Below are 17730 nucleotides of genomic sequence, written 5' to 3' on the forward strand. Positions count from 1 at the left end.
ATGCGCCTGGATCGTGCGATCGATACCTACCTCAGGCACATCACGATCGAGCGCGGCCTCTCCGAGAACACGGTCGGTGCGTATCGCCGTGATCTGGGTGTCTACCTGGAATGGCTGACTGAGGCAGGCATCGATGACACCGCCGCGGTAACTGGTGCAATCATTGGACGCTTCATTTCCGATCGTTCATCGCTGGTTCCGGTGCCTGCGGCAACCAGCATCGCGAGGCTGCAATCATCCGTGCGCGGGTTGCATCGATATCTGGTGCGTGAAGGCATCGAGCTCGAGGATCCGAGTGGGAGGTTGCGTCCGCCCAAGGCGCCGCAGCGTCTCCCGAAGGCGCTCACGATCGACCAGGTCGAGCGGCTGCTCGCAGCGCCCTCGGCTGAAGAGCCGATCGGGATCCGTGACCGCGCGCTGCTCGAACTGCTGTACGCGACCGGGGCTCGTGTCTCTGAAGCAATCGGACTCGACGTCGACGACCTTGCACACGGCGATGTGCTGCGACTTCGCGGCAAGGGATCGAAAGAACGAATCGTTCCGATTGGATCGTTCGCAAGGGATGCCGTCGACGCCTACCTCACGCGGGTCAGACCGGGACTCGCAGCCAAGGGGAGGGCCTCGGCGCGACTGTTCCTTGGGGCACGTGGCGCGCCGCTCTCGCGTCAGAGCGCCTGGTTGGTCATCCGAGCGGCCGCTGAGGCCGCGCACATCACATCTGAAGTGTCGCCCCATACACTCCGCCACTCGTTCGCTACGCATCTGCTCCAGGGCGGGGCTGATGTGCGTGTCGTTCAAGAACTGCTGGGGCATGCCTCGGTCGCCACCACCCAGATCTACACGCACGTGTCCGTCGACACGCTTCGGGACATCTACGCAACATCGCATCCGCGCGCACGGTGAGCTCCGGTGGAGGATTCCGCGGGATCGCCGGGTGGGGAACCCGCGGATCCGCGGGCGAATCGATAGAATCGACCAAGCATGAGGGAAGCAGGAGATTCGGTGGCTCAGAACGTGGTGAAATCCAAGGGAAAGACGTCTAAGGACGGCGAAACCCCGATGGGACCCACAGGGCGTCCCTATCACGGCTTCCCCACCCCCGCACCACTCAAGTCGCACGGACCCGCGCGCATCATTGCGCTCTGCAACCAGAAGGGCGGCGTCGGCAAGACGACCACCACGATCAACCTCGCTGCCGCACTCGCCGAGTACGGACGCAAGGTGCTCGCGGTTGACTTCGACCCGCAGGGTGCGCTCTCCGCTGGCCTCGGCATCCAGACCCACGATGTGCCCACGATCTACGATCTGCTGCTGGACACGAAGCGCGACGCGCACGAAGTGATCGTCAAGTCTTCGGTGGAAGGGCTCGACGTCCTCCCCGCGAACATCGACCTGTCTGCGGCGGAAGTGCACCTCGTCAACGAAGTCGCGCGCGAGACTATCCTCGCGCGGGTGCTGCGTCAGGTCGCCGGCGAATACGACGTCATCCTCATCGACTGCCAGCCCTCGCTGGGTTTGCTGACGGTGAACGCGCTCACCGCGAGCCACGGTGTGCTGATCCCGCTGGAGTGCGAGTTCTTCGCCCTGCGCGGAGTGGCACTTCTCATCGAGACGATCGAGAAGGTGCGCGACCGCCTCAACCCTGGGATCACCCTCGACGGACTTCTCGCCACGATGTACGACTCGCGCACGCTGCACTCTCGTGAAGTGCTGGAACGCGTCGTCGAGACGTTTGGCGACGATGTACTCGAGACGGTGATTGGGCGCACAGTGAAGTTCCCCGACGCGTCGGTGTCTGGCGTACCCATCACAGAGTTCGCACCCGAGCATGCCGCCGCCCAGGCGTATCTGCGACTGGCGCGGGAGCTGGTCGCCCGTGGCGCCGTCGCGTAGCGACGGCGCAGAAGGCACTGTGCCGTTTGAGGACGCCGGAGGCGTCCGATCGTCGCGTAGAACTGACCCTGTCGAGCTTCCGGTCCCTGAGCCTGTTGAAGGGTCCGGAAGCGAACCCGAGGGGTTCCGCGTCTCGCTGACCAACTTTGACGGACCATTTGACCTGCTGCTGAATCTCATCTCGAAGCATGAGATGGACATCACCGAGGTGTCGCTGAGCGCTGTCACCAACGAGTTCATCGCGTATCTGGGTCAGATGGAGTCCGACGAAGAGCTGGATCAGGCCTCCGAATTTCTCGTGATCGCGGCGACGCTGCTCGACATGAAAGTCGCCGGCTTGTTGCCCCAAGGGGAATTGGTCGACGCAGAATCGGTGGCACTGCTCGAGGCACGTGACCTGCTGTTTGCGCGGCTGCTGCAGTACCGCGCATTCAAAGAGGTCTCGGCGTGGTTTTCCCGTTGCTTGAAGCGAGAGGATCGTCGACACGTGCGGGCCGCGCGCCTCGATGAGAAGCACCGCCGACAGACGCCCGAGTTGGTGTGGACGCTCAGCGTCGATGATTTCGCCGCCATCGCACTGCTTGCCTTCGCGCCGAAAGAGATCCCCACCGTGGGGCTCGACCATCTGCACGCCCCGCTCGTCAGCATCCGTGAGCAGGCCGCGATCGTCGTGACGCTGCTGCGCAACACCGACTCGCTGACCTTCCGTGAGTTGGTCGCGGGGACGACAGAGCCCGGCATTGTCGTCGCGCGCTTTATCTCGGTGCTCGAGCTTTACCGGCAGTCGGCGCTGTCCTTCGAACAATTAGAACCGCTCGGCGAGCTGACGCTGCGCTGGTCTGCCGAATCCTGGTCGGACGAAACACTTGCGAGCCTGGGGGCTGATTATGACCGATGAAAACGCACCCGTGATCGAGATCCCTCTCACTGAGAAGCTGGAAGCGATCCTGCTCATCATCGACGAGCCGCTGGGTCTCGTTGCCCTCGCCGCAGCCGTCGGCGCACCGGTACCGGCCGTGCGGCAAGCAATCGAGACGCTCGTTGAGGACTATGACGGCAAGGGTCGGGGGCCTCGGCGTGGGTTTGAACTGCGTGAGGTTGGCGGCGGCTGGCGGCTGTTCGTCCGCGAAGACCTGGACGACCTCGTCGCTGAGTTTGTGGGCGGACAAGCCCCCGCGCGACTTTCGCAGGCGGCACTCGAGACGCTCGCCGTGATCGCTTATAAGCAGCCCGTTACCCGCAGCCAGGTGGCATCGATCCGCGCGGTGAACGTCGACTCTGTCGTGCGCACGCTTCTTGCCCGCGGCTCATCACCGAACTTTTCGCCGACTCCGAAACCGGCGCTATCAACTACGGCACCACCGACGCGTTGCTGCAGAACCTTGGCATCAACTCGCTCGATGAGCTGCCACCGATCTCACCGCTGCTCGATGACGGTGCAGACGGATTCGACGAAGGGAACATCAGATGAGTGACGCTGTGACAGGCACCGCAGGCGAAGCGCCGGAGGGCGTGCGACTTCAGAAGGTGCTCGCCGCGGCGGGCGTCGCATCACGCAGAGTGGTGGAGGACTACATCGTCGAAGGCCGCATCCGCGTCAATGGAACGGTCGTCACCGAGCTTGGTCGCCGGATCGATCCGGAGAACGACATTGTCGACGTCGATGGCACGGCAGTCCAGCTCGACGTTTCCAAGCGCTACGTCATGCTGAACAAGCCCACCGGCGTAGTCAGCACGATGAAGGATGAGAACGGCAGACCGGATCTTCGCCAGTTCACCAAAGACTGGGAAGAGCGGCTCTACAATGTGGGCCGTTTGGATGCTGAGACCAGTGGACTGCTCATCCTCACCAACGACGGCGAGCTCGCACACGTCCTCGCACACCCGTCGTTCGGCGTCACCAAGGTATACATCGCGAAGGTCGAAGGTACCGTCACCGCGCAGGTCATCGCTCAGCTCACCAAGGGCATCGAGCTCGAAGACGGCCCGATCAAGGCAGACAAGGCGCGTCTTCTCGACGTCTCGCGGGGTTCCAGCCTGGTCGAGCTCACCCTGCACTCCGGGCGCAACCGGATCGTTCGTCGCATGCTCGCCGCAGTCGGGCACCCGGTCACCGAATTGGTTCGTCGTCAGTTCGGTCCACTCCACCTGGGAACTCTCCCGGCCGGGAAGACGCGAGAACTGACTAAAATCGAATGTGGTGCGCTGTTGACTCTCTCGCGCCAAGATTCCCCTGCGGACAAGACGCCGGGAGACGCCCAGGAGAACGAGTGACCGACACGGCCAGAACCAATGGCAGCGGCAATGCGCCGCGGCTTTCGGGGACGGTGCGCATCGTCGGCGCGGGCCTCCTCGGCGCCAGTATCGGGCACGCACTGACGGCCAAGGGTGTAGACGTCGTTCTCGCCGACACGTCGCCTGCGCAGCTGCGGCTCGCCATCGACTACGGTGCAGGCCGCGCGGCGCGTGACGATGACGCGCCCGTTCTAGTTGTCGTGTCCGTGCCGCCCGATGTCACTGCCGACGTTATCGAGGCAGAGCTCAGGCGCTTTCCGGATGCTGTCGTCACCGATGTTGCGAGCGTGAAACTCGAACCGTTCCGTGCGCTGAAAGACCGTGGCGTCGACATCACTCGCTACATCGGCTCACACCCGCTCGCCGGTCGTGAGCGCGGGGGAGCGATCTCTGCGCGCGCCGATCTGTTCATCGGACGACCCTGGGTTGTCTGTCGGGACGAGCAGACCCGCACGGCCGACCTTGCCCTGGTTGAGGCTCTCGCGCTCGACGTCGGCGCTATGCCGCTAGAGATGACGCCAGAAGAGCACGACCGCTCGGTGGCGTTGACCTCGCATGTGCCGCAGGTCGTGGCGAGCCTCTTAGCCGGTCGCCTCGCGACTGCAGACGAAGAGGCGCTGCGCCTTGCAGGGCAAGGAGTGCGTGACACCACGCGCATCGCGGCATCCGCACCCGAACTCTGGGTGCAGATTCTCGGCGCCAACGCGCAGCCGGTCGTAGAGATACTTGACGCACTTGCCGACGACCTCCGAGAGGTGTCGGATGCGCTGCGCGACCCGGCTGCTCCTGGAGCCCGGCGTGTCGTCGCAGAAGCTATTCGCCAGGGCAACGACGGCGTCGATCGTCTGCCGGGCAAGCACGGCCAGAACCGCAAGTTTGAACAGCTCGTCGTCATGGTTGACGACACTGCTGGTCAGCTCGGACGATTGTTCGGCGAGCTCGGCGAACTCGGGGTGAACGTAGAAGACCTGCGTCTGGAGCATTCGCCGGGCGCTCAGTTCGGCCTCGCCGAGATCAGCGTGGCCCCGGCTGCATTGCTCGGAGCGATCGAAGGGCTGCAGGAGCGCGGATGGCGGATTGCGGGAGCGACTAATGAGTGAATTCATCGCCATCGACGGCCCCGCGGGCTCAGGCAAATCAAGTGTCTCCAAAGCTGTTGCGCGCACGCTCGGCTACGGCTACCTCGACACCGGCGCCGCCTACCGCGCGCTCGCCTGGCATGTGCTCAACAGCGGTGCCGACACCGGCGATGTCGATGCGGTTCTCGCCGCGGCATCCGCTTTCGATCTGCGGCTGGGGCTTGACCCCGATGACCGCACCGTCGCTATTGGCGATATCGACATCACCGAAACGATCCGCGAACCTCGGGTCTCAGACGCCGTCAGTGGCGTCGCACGCGTGCCAGCGGTGCGCGAACAGGTGAACATTTTCTTCCGCTCGCTGGTGGCGACCTCGCCCTATCCCGCGGTCGTTGTCGAGGGGCGTGACATCACGACGGTGGTCGCCCCCGACGCCCCCGTACGCATCCTTCTCACCGCCGCCCCCGAGGTACGGGCGGCCCGACGCGCTGGCGAACTTGCCAGTGAGAATGCTGCTGTCGTCGCTGAAGCGCTACACAAGCGTGATGCTTCCGACAGCGCAGTGGTCGACTTCCTGAACGCCGCCGAAGGCGTCGAAGTCGTCGACTCAACAGACCTCGATTTCCCACAGACCATCGATGCCGTACTCGCGGTGATCGAACGAAAGCAAGGAGCGGAAAATGCCCGCTGACGAAGAATACGAAGGCGGCCCCGACCGCCTCGCCGAGAAGATGGACGAGCTCGACGAGCAGCTCGCCGAACAGCGCGCGGAAGCACTGCGCGCCGGTCTCGCCGACTACGACCTCGATGAGGATGACGCGGCGCTGCTCGCGGGCCTCACACAGGGTGAGGGCGGCATCGAATTCTTGCCCGCTCTTCCTGTCGTCGCGATCGTGGGACGCCCGAACGTGGGCAAGTCCGCGCTCGTGAACCGCATCCTCGGTCGACGTGAAGCCGTCGTGGAAGACACCCCCGGTGTCACCCGCGACCGCGTGACCTACAAGGCAGAGTGGGCCGACCGCCGCTTCTCGCTGGTCGACACCGGTGGCTGGGAGCCAGATGCGAAGGGCATTGATCGCTCGGTCGCAGCCCAGGCTGAGATCGCGATCGACCTCTGCGACGTCGTGCTGTTCGTCGTCGACGCGATCGTGGGTGCAACGTCCACAGACGAGCACGTCGTGAAGCTGCTGCGTAAGAGCGGCAAGCCGGTGTTCCTGGTCGCGAACAAGATCGATGACTTCCGGCAGGAACCCGAAATCGCGGCGCTCTGGAGCCTCGGTCTTGGTGAGCCGTATCCGACGTCTGCCGTCCACGGTCGTGGCGTCGCTGACCTGCTCGATGCTGTGTTGGAGAAGCTGCCCAGCATCTCAGCGGTCGCTAAGTACGAGATTGGTGGCCCGCGTCGCGTCGCGATCCTCGGCCGCCCGAACGTAGGCAAGTCCTCGCTGCTGAACATGGCTGCGGGCGAAGAGCGCGTCGTCGTCAACGAGCTCGCGGGCACCACCCGTGACCCGGTGGACTCGGTCGTCGAGCTCGGCGGAAAGCTTTGGCGCCTCGTCGACACCGCCGGTATCCGTCGCCGCGTGCACCTGCAGCAGGGCGCCGACTTCTATGCCTCACTTCGTACGTCTGCCGCGCTCGAGAAGGCAGAAGTTGCCGTCGTCGTGCTCGACGTTTCTGAGTCGATCAGCGAGCAGGACGTGCGCATCATCGACCTCGTGTTGGAATCAGGACGCTCGCTCGTCCTTGCTTTCAACAAGTGGGATCGCCTCAACGACATCGATCTGGAAAACGCAGACCGCCGTCGTTACCTTGAGCGTGAGATCGAGCAGGATCTTGCTCACGTCACGTGGGCTCCTCGCGTGAACATCTCGGCGAAGACCGGTCGCCACTTCGACAAGCTGGTTCCCGCGCTTGAAACGGCGCTTGAGAACTGGGACCGTCGCATTCCGACGGGCAAGTTCAATGCTTTCCTTGCCGAACTGATCGCCGAACACCCGCACCCGCTGCGTGGTGGCAAGCAGCCGCGCATTCTGTTCGGTACCCAGGCGTCGACGCGTCCGCCGACATTCGTGCTGTTCACGACAGGCTTCCTCGACCCGGGCTATCGCCGGTTCATCCAGCGTCGCCTGCGCGAGTTGTACGAATTCGACGGCACGCCCATCGTCATCAACATGCGTGTGCGGGAGAAGCGCTCGCACTAGTTGCCCATTCGCGGGCGGAGTGGTGCAATGGAGGTGGATGCCGCGAAAAGCGCGGTATCCACAGCCGCGCCCACAAGGCCTGTCGAAAGAGCATGCAATGACGCATATCCTGCCCCTTCCTGACTTCACTCACGAGCGAGTGGAGGTGATCACCGGTCGGCGCAGTGCCCTCTTCATGGCTGTGGCGTTGCATTCTTCGGTGCTTGGCTCTGCGCTTGGCGGCGCCCGATTGTGGACGTATTCGCACTGGAGTGACGCGCTCGGCGACGCCCTGCGCCTGTCGGCTGCGATGACACTGAAGAACGCAACGGCCGGACTCGACGCTGGCGGTGGCAAAGCAGTTATCGGCCTGGAGCCGGGAACAGTACTTGACGCCGCGCGACGTCGAGATGCTTTCCTTGATCTTGGTGATGTCGTGGAGTCTTTCGGCGGCCGGTACCGCACGGCAGAGGATGTCGGCTCGACCATGGACGACATGGCTGTCGTGGGCGAACGCACGGCCCATGTCGTCGGACTGCCGGATGCTGCCGGTGGCTCTGGCGAGCCGGCCGGACCCACCAGCCTCGGTGTCTATGAGTCGTTGCGCGCGGTGCTCGAGAGCACGACCGGAAGCGCGGATGTCACAGGCCGTCGGATCACGATCTCGGGGCTTGGCCAGGTGGGCGGTCGCCTCGCGGTTCGGCTGTCTGCTGAGGGGGCTGTGTTGACCGTCACGGACGTGAACTCCGCGCGGCGCCACCTTGCCACCGAACTCGGTGCGACCTGGGTCGAACCGGGCACTGAGCATCTCGTGCCCTCGGATGTGTTCGTCCCGGCCGGCATCGGCGGTTTGCTGACGGATGCCGTCATCGATGCGCTCGAGACCGCAGCGGTGTGCGGGCCGGCGAACAACCCTCTCGCATCACACAGCGGTGCAGATCGCCTGGCAGCGCGCGGCATCCTGTACGCCCCCGACTTCGTGGTGAACGCCGGCGGCGTGATCTACCTCGACCACGTGGCGAAAGAGCGTGGCACGAGGGAAGAGATCATGCAGCGCGTCACGCAGATCGGTGACACGGTGCGGACGATCCTTGCCGATTCCGTTGAGCGTGGCATCACGCCGCTTGCCGCCGCCGAAGAGTTGGCAGCTGCGCGCTTGCGCGCCGGGACTTCCGAGTCGGTGCTGAGCTAGCTAGACCCGTGCTCGTTTACACACCGTACTGGTCGCGGAGGCGGTCACGCAGCTGATGGCTGCACGCTGTGACTGCCTCCGTCCAGGTGGTGTTCGCGTCATCTTGGGCGCGGTCAGAGACGGCCTTCCATATGCGGATCGGCACACCGAACTGCGCAGCGACCCAGGCGTAGACGTATGACTCCATGTCGACGAGGCGGCCACCCAGCGAGCGGATCAGGGTCACGGCATCCGCGTCGTCGATAAAGCTGTCTCCGGTGGCGATCACCATGTCGCCGTCGCCGATCACCATTCGTTGCGGCATCGAGACATGCTCGCCTTTGACGCCCTCTTCGTTGATGACGTCGTGCTGGAACGCGATGTGAACGTCGTGCACGCCAGATTCGACTGCCGGGTCAAGTGCGCCAGCAGTTCCCACCACGAGAATCTCGTCGTATTCGCCGGCGTCAAGCGCGCGGGTCAGGGCGTAGGCCGCCTTGACCTTTCCCGGGCCGGTCACGAGCCGATCGAAGCCTTCCAGCTGCTCAGGAAAGGCGATGAGTTCGGAATCTAGGGCGGCAACGAGGAGCTTCACCGTTTTATTGTCCCAGACCTGCGTTACGGATCGCGTCGCTTGAGACCCAGTTCTTCGGATGCTGTGAAAAACTGAGGGGGTGACGATTGTTCCTCCTGCCCCCGGTGAACCACGACGCCCTGATGGGCCGCGTGATCCTGGTGATGCGTGGGTCGTCGCTGAGACGGGGGAGCGTTACTGGGGGCGCTTCGGCGCCGCGGGCTTGCTGGCTGTTGATGGCGAGCGTGGCATCCTGCTGCAGCACCGGGTCAGCTGGAGCCACTTCGGCGGAACCTGGGGACTGCCCGGTGGCGCGCTGCACGAGGGGGAATCAGCGATAGATGGAGCACTTCGTGAAGCGGCTGAAGAAGCAGGCATCCCGGACGGTGCGGTGAAGCCACGCTTCACGAGCGTGCTGGATCTGAAGATCTGGTCGTATACGACGGTCGTTGCCGACGTCGTCACGCCGTTTGAACCTGTGATCAGTGACCCCGAAAGCGTCGCGCTGGAGTGGGTGCCGTTCGATGAGGTCACAGATTTCCCGTTGCATCCGGGTTTTGCTGCAGCGTGGCCGAGCCTGCGGGAGCAGCTACTCAGCTAATCCGTCGCGCCCGCGAAGCTTGTCGATGTCGCGGCGTTCGCGCTTGGTCGGGCGACCCGCACCGCGGTCACGGAGGCCAAGGGCGGCTTGAGGTTCGCGTGGTGGAGTGCGCTCGTCATATGCGAGGGCAGCAACCGGAGCGCCCACGCGTTTCGTGAGCGTCTGACGCACGGCGAGGATGCGATCGAAGCCGCTGATGCGCACGCGCAGTTCGTCACCTGGTTTCACCATCTGCGCAGCTTTGATCTTCACGCCGTTGAGGCGTACATGCCCCGCACGGCATGCAGTCGTTGCGGCGGATCGGGTCTTGTACACGCGCACGGCCCATAGCCAGCTGTCCACTCGGACCGGGGTTTCCATCACGACGTCGTCCTCGCTTGTGGGCTTCTCGTACGCAGTGTCACCAGGGCACCAGCGACGATGAGCCCCTGACCGAGTGTGTAGGTGAGCATGACGAGGGGACTCGTCCACTGTGGCATGGCATCCGGGACGAAGAGTCGGAACGCCAGCACCGTGTCGCTGATGAGGAAAAAGACGCCGCCGCAGATCACCAGGGGGTGGCAGCGAGTCGAGAACGCCGCAGTGCCGCCCAATACGAGGCCGTAGACGGCGACGGCAAACAGCAACGAGCCGGTGTGCGGGCCGAGTACAGCGATCATCGCTATCCACCACACCGCGTACACGAGGGCCCACCACGGCATCCGACGCACTTTCAGCATACGAGCGAAAAGCACGATGTAGGCGATGTGGGCGAGACCGAAGAACATCAGCATGAGCGGCAGTTCGGGGCCACCGGGGAAGAAGACTCCGGCGCCGTCGCCTAACCACGACAGCACGATGGCGATGAGAAGAAGCGCGATGGCGCTTGGTGGGCGCAGGCGGAGCGAGACGATCACCGGTAGCGCGAGCAGTGGCATGAGCCAGAGCTTTGTGGGTGGGGCGATCTCGCTCTCGAAAGCAAGGGCAGCGACATGCACGATCGACATCGCGATGTAGGGGAGAAACGTCCACGGGAGGAACGTTCGAAGCGGGGTGCTGCGCTGCATGCTTCTATCGTAGGTTGGCGTACCGGCTGATCAGGTTCTTGCGTCTCGCGGCTGGCGTCTGCCAAGCGGATACAAGATCGTCAGCCCGAGTGCAATGAACACGATAAGGGTGATGGCGATCGCGACATCGGGCAATGGGCGCGCGGAGAAGATCGTCATGAAGTTCGCGCCAGCATGGAGGAGGATAAGCGGCCAGATCCAGTGAAAGCGGAACTGAAATGACGCCAGAGCGAATCCGTAACAGGCGGAGACAAGTACATTCAAGAGGATATCGGCGACGCCGCGACTCGTTGTGGCGAATGCAGAGAGATGCTGAAGTCCGAACAAGGCCCCGGTGATCGCCGCTGCGGCACGGGGACCGAACGCTGGGCGCATCCGTTCCAGCACGACCACGCGACTGGTCAGCTCTTCATTCGCAGCGGCGAGCAAGAGCGTGATGATCCAGAGTCCATATCCAGGGGCTTGTTCGATCAGGCCTGCCGGAATCGCCCAGGACAACGCTTCGATCATGAGCGGCAACAGCAGAAAGATGGCGATCGGGCCACGCCAGGCAACCAGAATTCCGGATGTCTTCCAGAGTCTGCGCACGGTGACCAGCGTTGCGGCGAAGATCACACAGGTGACGTTGGCCGCGAGGCCCAGATATCAGCCGGAGATACCAAAGAATGGTGCCACTGCCAGGGTGATCCAGATGACGGCGAAGCGGGCCAGATGCACGGAGAGTCCGAACCCGACGGCGCGGAGTTGAGTGTTGCGCAAGAGCAGCGAAGGTACACGCGCTCCGTGTCGGGTGGGTGAACATTTCCGGATCAGCCCGCCGTGCGCAAGGGGGGAGGGGCGATTGCCGCGCTGGTCGACCTGCCCCGAGGTAGCTTCAGGCCGCGACGTCGAGACTAACCAACGGGCGTCCTGGCTTCGCGCTCGGTCCCGCAGTAAACCCGGCGGCGAGAAACGTTGACAGGGCGCCATGGAACAGATTGTTGGAGCTGGGCTTCAAAATCGTCGTGTCGACGGGATAGCCCTCGATGACGCGGGCGTCGAGGCTTCGAGCAAAGTCAATGCCTGCCTTGAGGAGGGCCGCATTCACGCCCCGTTTGCGATATTCCTTGCGGACGACGAAGCACGTGACGGCCCATACGCTGTCGTCATCGTATGATTCCTGTGTCGTGGCGATGATGTTGCGTGTTCGGGAAAGGCGCCGCTGGGCCGGGCGTGGCCCGATCCGAATCCAGCCAGCGGCCTCGCCGTCGACATAGGCGACGAGCCCGGGCGGCGGACCGGATGCGATCTCCCGTTGGAACAGCGTCGTGCGATCGTCGATCGTCGTAGAGTCCCATTCCTTGTTGGTCAGCACAGGCCAGACACACTGGCAACTTCGGCCGTCGCCACCACCACTTAGCGCGTGCTGGATGTCTTCCCAGACATCGGGACTTGCGAGTGTGGTCGTTATGGTGGACATATCGGCACGGTACGCCGGGGTTCCGACACGAGCAAGGGTCGGTTCGCGAAGGCGTTACCGTGCGGCTAAGATAGTGGAGTTGCCTGCGCGTGAGCGGAGGTCAACGGGCTGTGGCGCAGCTTGGTAGCGCACCTGACTGGGGGTTAAGTGGTTTACCACTCTCTGGTCGGCCCGAACAACTGAATATCTATGCCACGGGCTGTGGCGCAGCTTGGTAGCGCACTTGACTGGGGGTTAAGTGGTTTACCACTCTTCGGTCGGCCCGAACAACTGAAAAACAATGCCACGGGCTGTGGCGCAGCTTGGTAGCGCACTTGACTGGGGGTCAAGGGGTCGCAGGTTCAAATCCTGTCAGCCCGACAGAAAATCCCTGATGAGAAGCAATTTCCATCAGGGATTTGTTGTTTCTGAACATCGTTTCTCTGTCCCCTCCTGTCCCCTCGACAGGTATGCGTGGTCGACCTGTGGATGACAGAATCCGTCGCGATGCCCTGTCTGTGGATAAGGGGACCAAAAGGGGACCAGAACGGTGGAAACCCACGACTGAGCCGCTCACAGTCCACGTCCGGTGCCTTGCCGTGGCCGTCCTGAAGTGTTCGGGCGGCGTCTCTGCTGAGGAAGGCGTTGGCTTGTTCTGCGGCGGATGCGAGGTGGCGGTCATCGGGGTGGAGGTAGCCGCGTGTTGTCTCGATTGAGGCATGTCCGAGGATCTCTTGGAGGACATGGAGGGGACTCCGGCGTCGGCGAGCCAGGTGGCACCGGTGTGTCGGAGGCCGTGCCGGGTGAGGTTGGGCAGGCCGAGGTCAGCAACGACCTGGTCCCAGCTGGTGGCGTCGCGAACGGTGACTGTCGTGAGGAAGCCGCCACGCGGACCGACGAGGAGTGGTGCGTCCGATTGCTTGAACGCGCAGAGTCGTTTCAGGACGGCCGGAGTGGGTCGAGAATCGGCACGCGACGCTCTTTGCGGCTCTTGGTTGGCTTGGTGATGAGGCCGCCTCTTCCGGGGAAGACCTGTCGTCTGATGATGACGAGGTTCTTTGTGAAGTCCACGTCTCCGACTTGAAGTCCGGAGACTTCTGAAGAGCGTGCTGCCAGTAGAGCGGCGAGCATCACGAAGTCTGAATAGGACTGGTGGACGTCGCCGCAGGCGGAGGCGAGCTGGTTCAGCTTCTGCAGGTCAGGGATCGCGTGTGCGCGCGGGGCAGCATCTTCGGCCGGTTGAACTCGGAAGGCGTTTCGGTGGAGGCTCCGCTTCGCACGGTGTTTGGCCGGATTGATTGTGATCAGACCATCGCGAACTGCTTCGTCGAGCACCCGCACGAGAGGTGCGATGGTGTTCTTGATCGTCGATGCGCCGTACTGCTTCTCCCACTCATCGATTGTGCGGTCGATCATTCCAGCGGTGATCTGCGTGACGGGCAGGTGACCGAGCGCCGGGAGCACTCGTAGCCGAAGACCGTACCGGTAGTTGTCGCCGGTGGAGGTCATATCGAGGCCGCGTGCCCATCGATCGTCGATCGAGGTGAAGAACTCCAGGAGGGTCATGGAGACGTCCATTCCCTTGACTGAAGAGTTCCGGAGCGTTTCGAAGAATGCCTGTGCGGTTGCTTCGTCCTTCACGATCTCGGTACGGATCACGCGCTGCTTGGTGAGCGGATCGGTCCAGCGTGCCCGCGCTCGAATCCCGTAGGAGCGTCGTTCCATGTCGGTGGAGATCCTCACCCCGATTGGCGGTACCGGGCGGGGTGAGGACTCAGGCATCGGCTCAACTGGGCGAGCCATGGTGTGGCTCCAAGTTCTGCAGCCATTCGTCGATTGCTTCGAGCCGGTATCGGGCGATACCGCCGAGCTTGATGAATGGTGGTCCGGTCTCTGCGGAGCGCCATCGAGACAATGTCGATTCGGAGACCTTCAGGTACGAGGCGACCTCTCGGCTATCCAGCAATGGTGAGACTGGCGCAGTCGCTTCGGCCGCGTTGCTCATGATTCCTCCAGCGGAGGGTTGCCGAGTGAGCGGTAGAACTCGTCCTCGGCTGCCTGACGTCGCTGAACGTCATCAACGACGAACTCGACGAAGTCGGCTTCCCGGTCGGTGATCATTGACTCTTCGGAGGGAGTAGGCGCCTCTTCGCCGGGCCAGGTGGCTTGCCGTGTGGGGCGATCACGATCGAGTCGAGTCCCGGATGTAGCTACCCAGTCTCGGAGGCGGAGGCGAACATCCGCAAAGTCGCGATGCCAGCCCAGCGGTGCGGATCCGTTTTGGTTGGGGTCGTAGGCGCACAACCAGTGGAGGTGCAGTGCTGACAGCTCCCAGACGAGTTCGGGGTGACGATGCCAGTACGGCGGGATCACTGCGGCTGGGAGTCCGTAGGTTCGGCGGAGCCAGTCGATCCAGCGATTCAGTTCCAGCCACTCGACCTCCGCGTCGTTCGCGGTGAGGAGATTCCAGTTGATCGGATGCGGTGGTTCAGCGACGAGTGATTCGTCGGAGTCATCCGCGTCGCGCCTTCGTGTGCTTCGGGGCTGGGGATGAAGTCAGTCACGATGACCTCTCCTACTCAGATACTGACCGCAGGAGCGGCATCTGACTGCGCTCGCGCTCGGGCAGGTGCTTCAAAAGGGGAGGCATCACGACCGGTCGACTCGCGCATGTTGCTGTCGCGATGGGGTCCGCGATCGACCTCGTATTGGGTGCGTGCAACGTCGTGACCGAAGCGGGAGACGATGAACTCCTCGGCTGCGACTGTCTGGCCGTCCTTCTCATAGCTGTACTCGCGCACGCGCCCGGTGGCGATGAACTTGTCTCCTTTGTGGAATCGCGCGACTCCTTCTTCGGCTGCGCGCCGGAAGGCGCTCATGTCGTGGAAGGACGGGTCGAGCTGCGTGAAGCTTCCGTCTGGGTCCTGCCGCGAATGCTCGATGCCGATCCGCGCGTAGAACCGCGCGGTACCGTCGTCGGTGTAGGTCAGACGCGGCTCGGTCGCGATGAATCCTGTGATGCCTTGTTGGGTGTCGATGGACATGACGACTCCTTGATCTGTTGGGGCGGCCATCCGATGTGGTGGCCACTGCAACAGACAGGTGCGCGCCGCGCCCCAGTGCGGATCATTGCGCTGCAGGGCGTCCCAACAGCGACTCAACCGCCGCACGATCTGCTTTGAGCTGTTCACCATCGGAGCGCTTCGGCCAGGGGTGGAGGTCCGTGATGATCGGTGGAGCGGATCGGAGCAAAATGACCCCTGTTCCAAACGGCAATGTGCGAATGCGGTCGGGCGGCAAGATCGGTACGCGACGGATGGAACGCTGGTTGGACCGCGAGCCATGGTCGCCGAGAGTGACGGAGTCGGTGAACTCGTCTCGTTCGCCGATCAGCGTGGAGAGGTCTTGAAGGTCTCGAGAGTTCGAGGCGCCGCCAAGGATGATCTTCGCGATACTGGCGTCCCAGATCGCTGCCGATTTGTGCTCTGACCATTTGTCCCGCGCCTGGGCAAGGGATTGAAGCACCGGCATCGTTGTGATGCCGGTGCCGCCACCTTCCGCCATGAGTGTGGGCAGCGAAGGTAGCGGGGCGAGGTTTCCGATTTCGTCGAGCGCAAACAGCAGCGGTGGGTCGAGCCGTGCGCCGGGTGATCGAGCAGCCATGCGACGGGCGGTCTCAACGAGGTCTTCGACGAATGCTGCGACGAGAGCTGCACTGTTCCCGGCCCCAACGCCGGTCGCCAGAAGATACAGCGTGCCACGGTCGCGGATGAAGCTCTCGGGATCGAACTGCTCGCCTTCTTCAGGGCTGACGGCATCGAGCACTCTGGGGTCGGCCAGCGCTGACAGTGCGAGCGAAACGCCCTGCCAGATGCTGTCACGTGTGCGCGGGTCGGCGTCGAGCGTTGCGTCCAGCGAATCTGCCCAGCCCGTGGCAGCGAACGGTGAGCCCGTCAGGATGGCGACAGCCTCTGCTGCCGCCGATGGGTCGAGCGTCCACCGGAACAGTTCAGCCGGACTCCGATGATCAAGCGCGGCCGCGTGAAGGAGCGCCTGCAGAGCGATGCGTGTCTTTCCCTCCCAGAACCCTCCGCCCTCGACGCCGCCAGCGGATAGCTCGGTAGCCGCGGCAAGGCCGGTCGCGCGGATCATCGCGGTCAACGGGTCCTCGCAGCCCCGAATGGGCGACCATCGCAGCCCAGAGGAGACGCCTTCAGCAAGATGCTGAGGATCAAAGACAGCGACCGGACCGACCCGCTCGCGTGCCCGCATCGTTGCCGTCAGGTTGTCGGGCCGAGTGGACGTCGTCACGACTGCACCTGGCGCATCGAGGATGGCCGGGATCACAATGTGCAGGCCCTTGCCCGAACGTGGTGGACCGATGAGGAGGATCGAGTCTTCGACGCTGGCCCACACCTGCTTACCGTGTGAGCGCCCGAGCAGGTAGCCCACTTCCTCGGGTTTCGGCTGATCCAGCGAAGGCCGAAGCGTCGCAGCCCGGCGCAGGAGCGCCTTCGTGGATGCACTGGTCACCACCTCGTGACTGCTGGCAGTTCCCGCGAGGCGCCGTGGATCGGCATCGACGTTGTGCGAGTGCCCACGCCAACGGACCCAAGCCCACCCGATAGCACCGCCGAGCATCAGGAGCAGCAGTACTGCAATAGTCCAGTAGAGGACTGTATTCAGGCCAGGTGCCTGCAGCACCTCGGCCGGGTTTGTCGGGTCGAAGAGCAGGGCGACTCCGCCTGCAATCCCGGCTTGAGGCTGCGCAGCGCCAGAGAGGAATGCCGCAATGGAACCCGCAGCTCGCAAGACGACGGCGACCCCGAAGACTGCGATCAGAGCGATCATCAGGAAGTTAGTCAACTCATCGCCGAGAGCCCGGCCCTGACCGCCTGGGGCGCTCACGATGGCAAACGTTCGGTGACGATGACGCCGGAGACACGTCCGATGAGCAATATCTCCGATCGGTGATCCGTGAGTTGCTCACATCGATCACCGCACGGGCGGTCCCCTCAGCGGATCCTTCAGCGCTGGAGACCGACAGTGCGACGGTGACGTCTTCGCCAGGGATGAATCCGGCTCCGTTGACTTCGATGAGCTGACGCATCGGGCGGTGCCGCGCTCGCCGCGTCGCACTCGGTGGCTGATCCTCTGCGATGGCGCGTTCTCGTCGTGCCGCATGGATGATGTCGGTGAACACCGAGCCATCGAACTCGTGCACTTCGACTCGGACGGTGTGCTTGCGGTGGTCGGAGATCGCATCAAGAAGATCACCAAACCGTGTCCGGCTCCAAGAGGCATCCGGCGTCGGCGGTGGGAAGGCGTGCCCGTCGTAGCTGACGGCCATGGTGCCGCGCTCGCTGACTGTGATGACAGCGAGCGGGAGGGCGGAGGGCCATCCGGGCGGCGTTTCCGCAGGGCTATTGCGATTGCTCATGCCACAGAGG

18 protein-coding genes, 1 tRNA gene and 3 pseudogenes are annotated in these 17730 nt (G+C 63.6%); 11 read left to right on the plus strand and 11 right to left on the minus strand.

Going from position 1 to position 17730, the window contains the following annotated elements; genetic code table 11:
• The 9 genes and pseudogenes from xerD to DC31_RS01425 all read left to right on the plus strand — a co-directional run bounded on the left by xerD (position 1) and on the right by DC31_RS01425 (position 8642).
• Positions 1-903, plus strand: coding sequence for a site-specific tyrosine recombinase XerD (gene xerD / locus DC31_RS01385; RefSeq protein WP_036276058.1), 903 nt, complete (start codon positions 1-3; stop codon positions 901-903).
• Between the two features lie 156 nt (positions 904-1059).
• Positions 1060-1893 carry a ParA family protein gene (locus tag DC31_RS01390; protein WP_152545310.1) on the plus strand — a complete coding sequence of 278 codons (834 nt, stop codon included), beginning with the start codon at positions 1060-1062 and terminating at the stop codon, positions 1891-1893.
• 19 nt (positions 1894-1912) lie between these two features.
• Complete coding sequence (locus tag DC31_RS01395; RefSeq protein WP_051606315.1) at positions 1913-2791, plus strand: segregation and condensation protein A; 879 nt, start codon at positions 1913-1915, stop codon at positions 2789-2791.
• Positions 2781-3364 (plus strand): annotated as a pseudogene (gene scpB, locus DC31_RS01400) (SMC-Scp complex subunit ScpB). The gene DC31_RS01395 and the pseudogene scpB overlap by 11 nt, the downstream one beginning before the upstream one ends.
• Entirely contained in the window at positions 3361-4167 is an 807-nt protein-coding gene (locus DC31_RS01405) for a pseudouridine synthase (RefSeq protein WP_036276060.1), read from the plus strand. The pseudogene scpB and the gene DC31_RS01405 overlap by 4 nt, the downstream one beginning before the upstream one ends.
• Positions 4164-5288 carry a prephenate dehydrogenase gene (locus DC31_RS01410; RefSeq protein ID WP_036276063.1) on the plus strand — a complete coding sequence of 375 codons (1125 nt, stop codon included), beginning with the start codon at positions 4164-4166 and terminating at the stop codon, positions 5286-5288. The genes DC31_RS01405 and DC31_RS01410 overlap by 4 nt, the downstream gene beginning before the upstream one ends.
• Complete coding sequence (gene cmk / locus DC31_RS01415; protein WP_036276065.1) at positions 5281-5958, plus strand: (d)CMP kinase; 678 nt, start codon at positions 5281-5283, stop codon at positions 5956-5958. The genes DC31_RS01410 and cmk overlap by 8 nt, the downstream gene beginning before the upstream one ends.
• Complete coding sequence (gene der, locus DC31_RS01420; protein ID WP_036276068.1) at positions 5948-7471, plus strand: ribosome biogenesis GTPase Der; 1524 nt, start codon at positions 5948-5950, stop codon at positions 7469-7471. The genes cmk and der overlap by 11 nt, the downstream gene beginning before the upstream one ends.
• Positions 7472-7568: 97 nt before the next feature.
• Positions 7569-8642, plus strand: coding sequence for a Glu/Leu/Phe/Val dehydrogenase family protein (locus tag DC31_RS01425; RefSeq protein ID WP_036276070.1), 1074 nt, complete (start codon positions 7569-7571; stop codon positions 8640-8642).
• A 16-nt stretch (positions 8643-8658) separates the two neighbouring features.
• On the opposite strand, the gene DC31_RS01430 is transcribed toward DC31_RS01425, so the two are convergent.
• On the minus strand, positions 8659-9216 hold the full coding sequence (locus tag DC31_RS01430) for a phosphorylase family protein (protein ID WP_036276072.1): 558 nt from the start codon (positions 9214-9216) through the stop codon (positions 8659-8661).
• A gap of 79 nt (positions 9217-9295) precedes the next feature.
• On the opposite strand from DC31_RS01430, the pseudogene DC31_RS01435 reads away from it, so the two are divergent.
• Positions 9296-9787: pseudogene (locus DC31_RS01435) on the plus strand (NUDIX domain-containing protein); the annotation flags it as partial.
• Here DC31_RS01435 and DC31_RS01440 read toward each other — a convergent pair.
• The 4 genes from DC31_RS01440 to DC31_RS01455 all read right to left on the minus strand — a co-directional run bounded on the left by DC31_RS01440 (position 9785) and on the right by DC31_RS01455 (position 12301).
• Entirely contained in the window at positions 9785-10156 is a 372-nt protein-coding gene (locus DC31_RS01440) for an RNA-binding S4 domain-containing protein (protein WP_036276078.1), read from the minus strand. The pseudogene DC31_RS01435 and the gene DC31_RS01440 sit on opposite strands and share 3 nt — an antisense overlap.
• A complete protein-coding gene (locus tag DC31_RS01445; RefSeq protein WP_036276080.1) occupies positions 10156-10842 on the minus strand; it encodes a lysoplasmalogenase in 687 nt (228 codons plus the stop codon). The genes DC31_RS01440 and DC31_RS01445 overlap by 1 nt, the downstream gene beginning before the upstream one ends.
• Before the next feature lie 30 nt (positions 10843-10872).
• Positions 10873-11457, minus strand: coding sequence for a CPBP family intramembrane glutamic endopeptidase (locus tag DC31_RS01450; RefSeq protein ID WP_036276083.1), 585 nt, complete (start codon positions 11455-11457; stop codon positions 10873-10875).
• Between the two features lie 259 nt (positions 11458-11716).
• On the minus strand, positions 11717-12301 hold the full coding sequence (locus DC31_RS01455) for a GNAT family N-acetyltransferase (RefSeq protein ID WP_036276085.1): 585 nt from the start codon (positions 12299-12301) through the stop codon (positions 11717-11719).
• Between the two features lie 286 nt (positions 12302-12587).
• Here DC31_RS01455 and DC31_RS01460 point away from each other — a divergent pair.
• Positions 12588-12661, plus strand: a tRNA-Pro gene (locus DC31_RS01460).
• Positions 12662-13219: 558 nt separating this feature from the next.
• Here the strand turns inward: DC31_RS01460 and DC31_RS01465 are convergent.
• From DC31_RS01465 to DC31_RS01490, 6 genes and pseudogenes are all read right to left on the minus strand, one after another.
• Positions 13220-14005, minus strand: coding sequence for a site-specific integrase (locus DC31_RS01465; protein ID WP_235201256.1), 786 nt, complete (start codon positions 14003-14005; stop codon positions 13220-13222).
• A 61-nt stretch (positions 14006-14066) separates the two neighbouring features.
• Positions 14067-14285 (minus strand): helix-turn-helix transcriptional regulator, encoded by a 219-nt coding sequence (locus DC31_RS01470; protein ID WP_036276086.1) that lies wholly within the window; start codon positions 14283-14285, stop codon positions 14067-14069.
• A pseudogene (locus DC31_RS01475) lies at positions 14282-14779 on the minus strand (hypothetical protein); the annotation flags it as partial. The pseudogene DC31_RS01475 and the gene DC31_RS01470, both read right to left, overlap by 4 nt.
• Positions 14780-14859: 80 nt before the next feature.
• Positions 14860-15324, minus strand: coding sequence for a single-stranded DNA-binding protein (locus tag DC31_RS01480; protein WP_036276088.1), 465 nt, complete (start codon positions 15322-15324; stop codon positions 14860-14862).
• A gap of 82 nt (positions 15325-15406) precedes the next feature.
• On the minus strand, positions 15407-17131 hold the full coding sequence (locus DC31_RS01485) for a type IV secretory system conjugative DNA transfer family protein (RefSeq protein WP_200872851.1): 1725 nt from the start codon (positions 17129-17131) through the stop codon (positions 15407-15409).
• A 16-nt stretch (positions 17132-17147) separates the two neighbouring features.
• On the minus strand, positions 17148-17720 hold the full coding sequence (locus DC31_RS01490) for a hypothetical protein (RefSeq protein ID WP_152545305.1): 573 nt from the start codon (positions 17718-17720) through the stop codon (positions 17148-17150).
• Positions 17721-17730: the final 10 nt, after the last annotated feature.

Source organism: Microbacterium sp. CH12i (genome assembly GCF_000685355.1).
GTDB lineage: Bacteria > Actinomycetota > Actinomycetes > Actinomycetales > Microbacteriaceae > Microbacterium.

Coding starts and splice junctions, on each gene's coding strand:
- xerD (WP_036276058.1), top strand. CDS start 1: ATGCGCCTGGATCGTGCGATCGATACCTACCTCAGGCACATCACGATC.
- DC31_RS01390 (WP_152545310.1), top strand. CDS start 1,060: ATGGGACCCACAGGGCGTCCCTATCACGGCTTCCCCACCCCCGCACCA.
- DC31_RS01405 (WP_036276060.1), top strand. CDS start 3,361: ATGAGTGACGCTGTGACAGGCACCGCAGGCGAAGCGCCGGAGGGCGTG.
- cmk (WP_036276065.1), top strand. CDS start 5,281: ATGAGTGAATTCATCGCCATCGACGGCCCCGCGGGCTCAGGCAAATCA.
- der (WP_036276068.1), top strand. CDS start 5,948: ATGCCCGCTGACGAAGAATACGAAGGCGGCCCCGACCGCCTCGCCGAG.
- DC31_RS01425 (WP_036276070.1), top strand. CDS start 7,569: ATGACGCATATCCTGCCCCTTCCTGACTTCACTCACGAGCGAGTGGAG.
- DC31_RS01440 (WP_036276078.1), bottom strand. CDS start 10,156: ATGGAAACCCCGGTCCGAGTGGACAGCTGGCTATGGGCCGTGCGCGTG.
- DC31_RS01445 (WP_036276080.1), bottom strand. CDS start 10,842: ATGCAGCGCAGCACCCCGCTTCGAACGTTCCTCCCGTGGACGTTTCTC.
- DC31_RS01455 (WP_036276085.1), bottom strand. CDS start 12,301: ATGTCCACCATAACGACCACACTCGCAAGTCCCGATGTCTGGGAAGAC.
- DC31_RS01465 (WP_235201256.1), bottom strand. CDS start 14,005: ATGGAACGACGCTCCTACGGGATTCGAGCGCGGGCACGCTGGACCGAT.
- DC31_RS01470 (WP_036276086.1), bottom strand. CDS start 14,285: ATGAGCAACGCGGCCGAAGCGACTGCGCCAGTCTCACCATTGCTGGAT.
- DC31_RS01480 (WP_036276088.1), bottom strand. CDS start 15,324: ATGTCCATCGACACCCAACAAGGCATCACAGGATTCATCGCGACCGAG.
- DC31_RS01485 (WP_200872851.1), bottom strand. CDS start 17,131: ATGATCGCTCTGATCGCAGTCTTCGGGGTCGCCGTCGTCTTGCGAGCT.
- DC31_RS01490 (WP_152545305.1), bottom strand. CDS start 17,720: ATGAGCAATCGCAATAGCCCTGCGGAAACGCCGCCCGGATGGCCCTCC.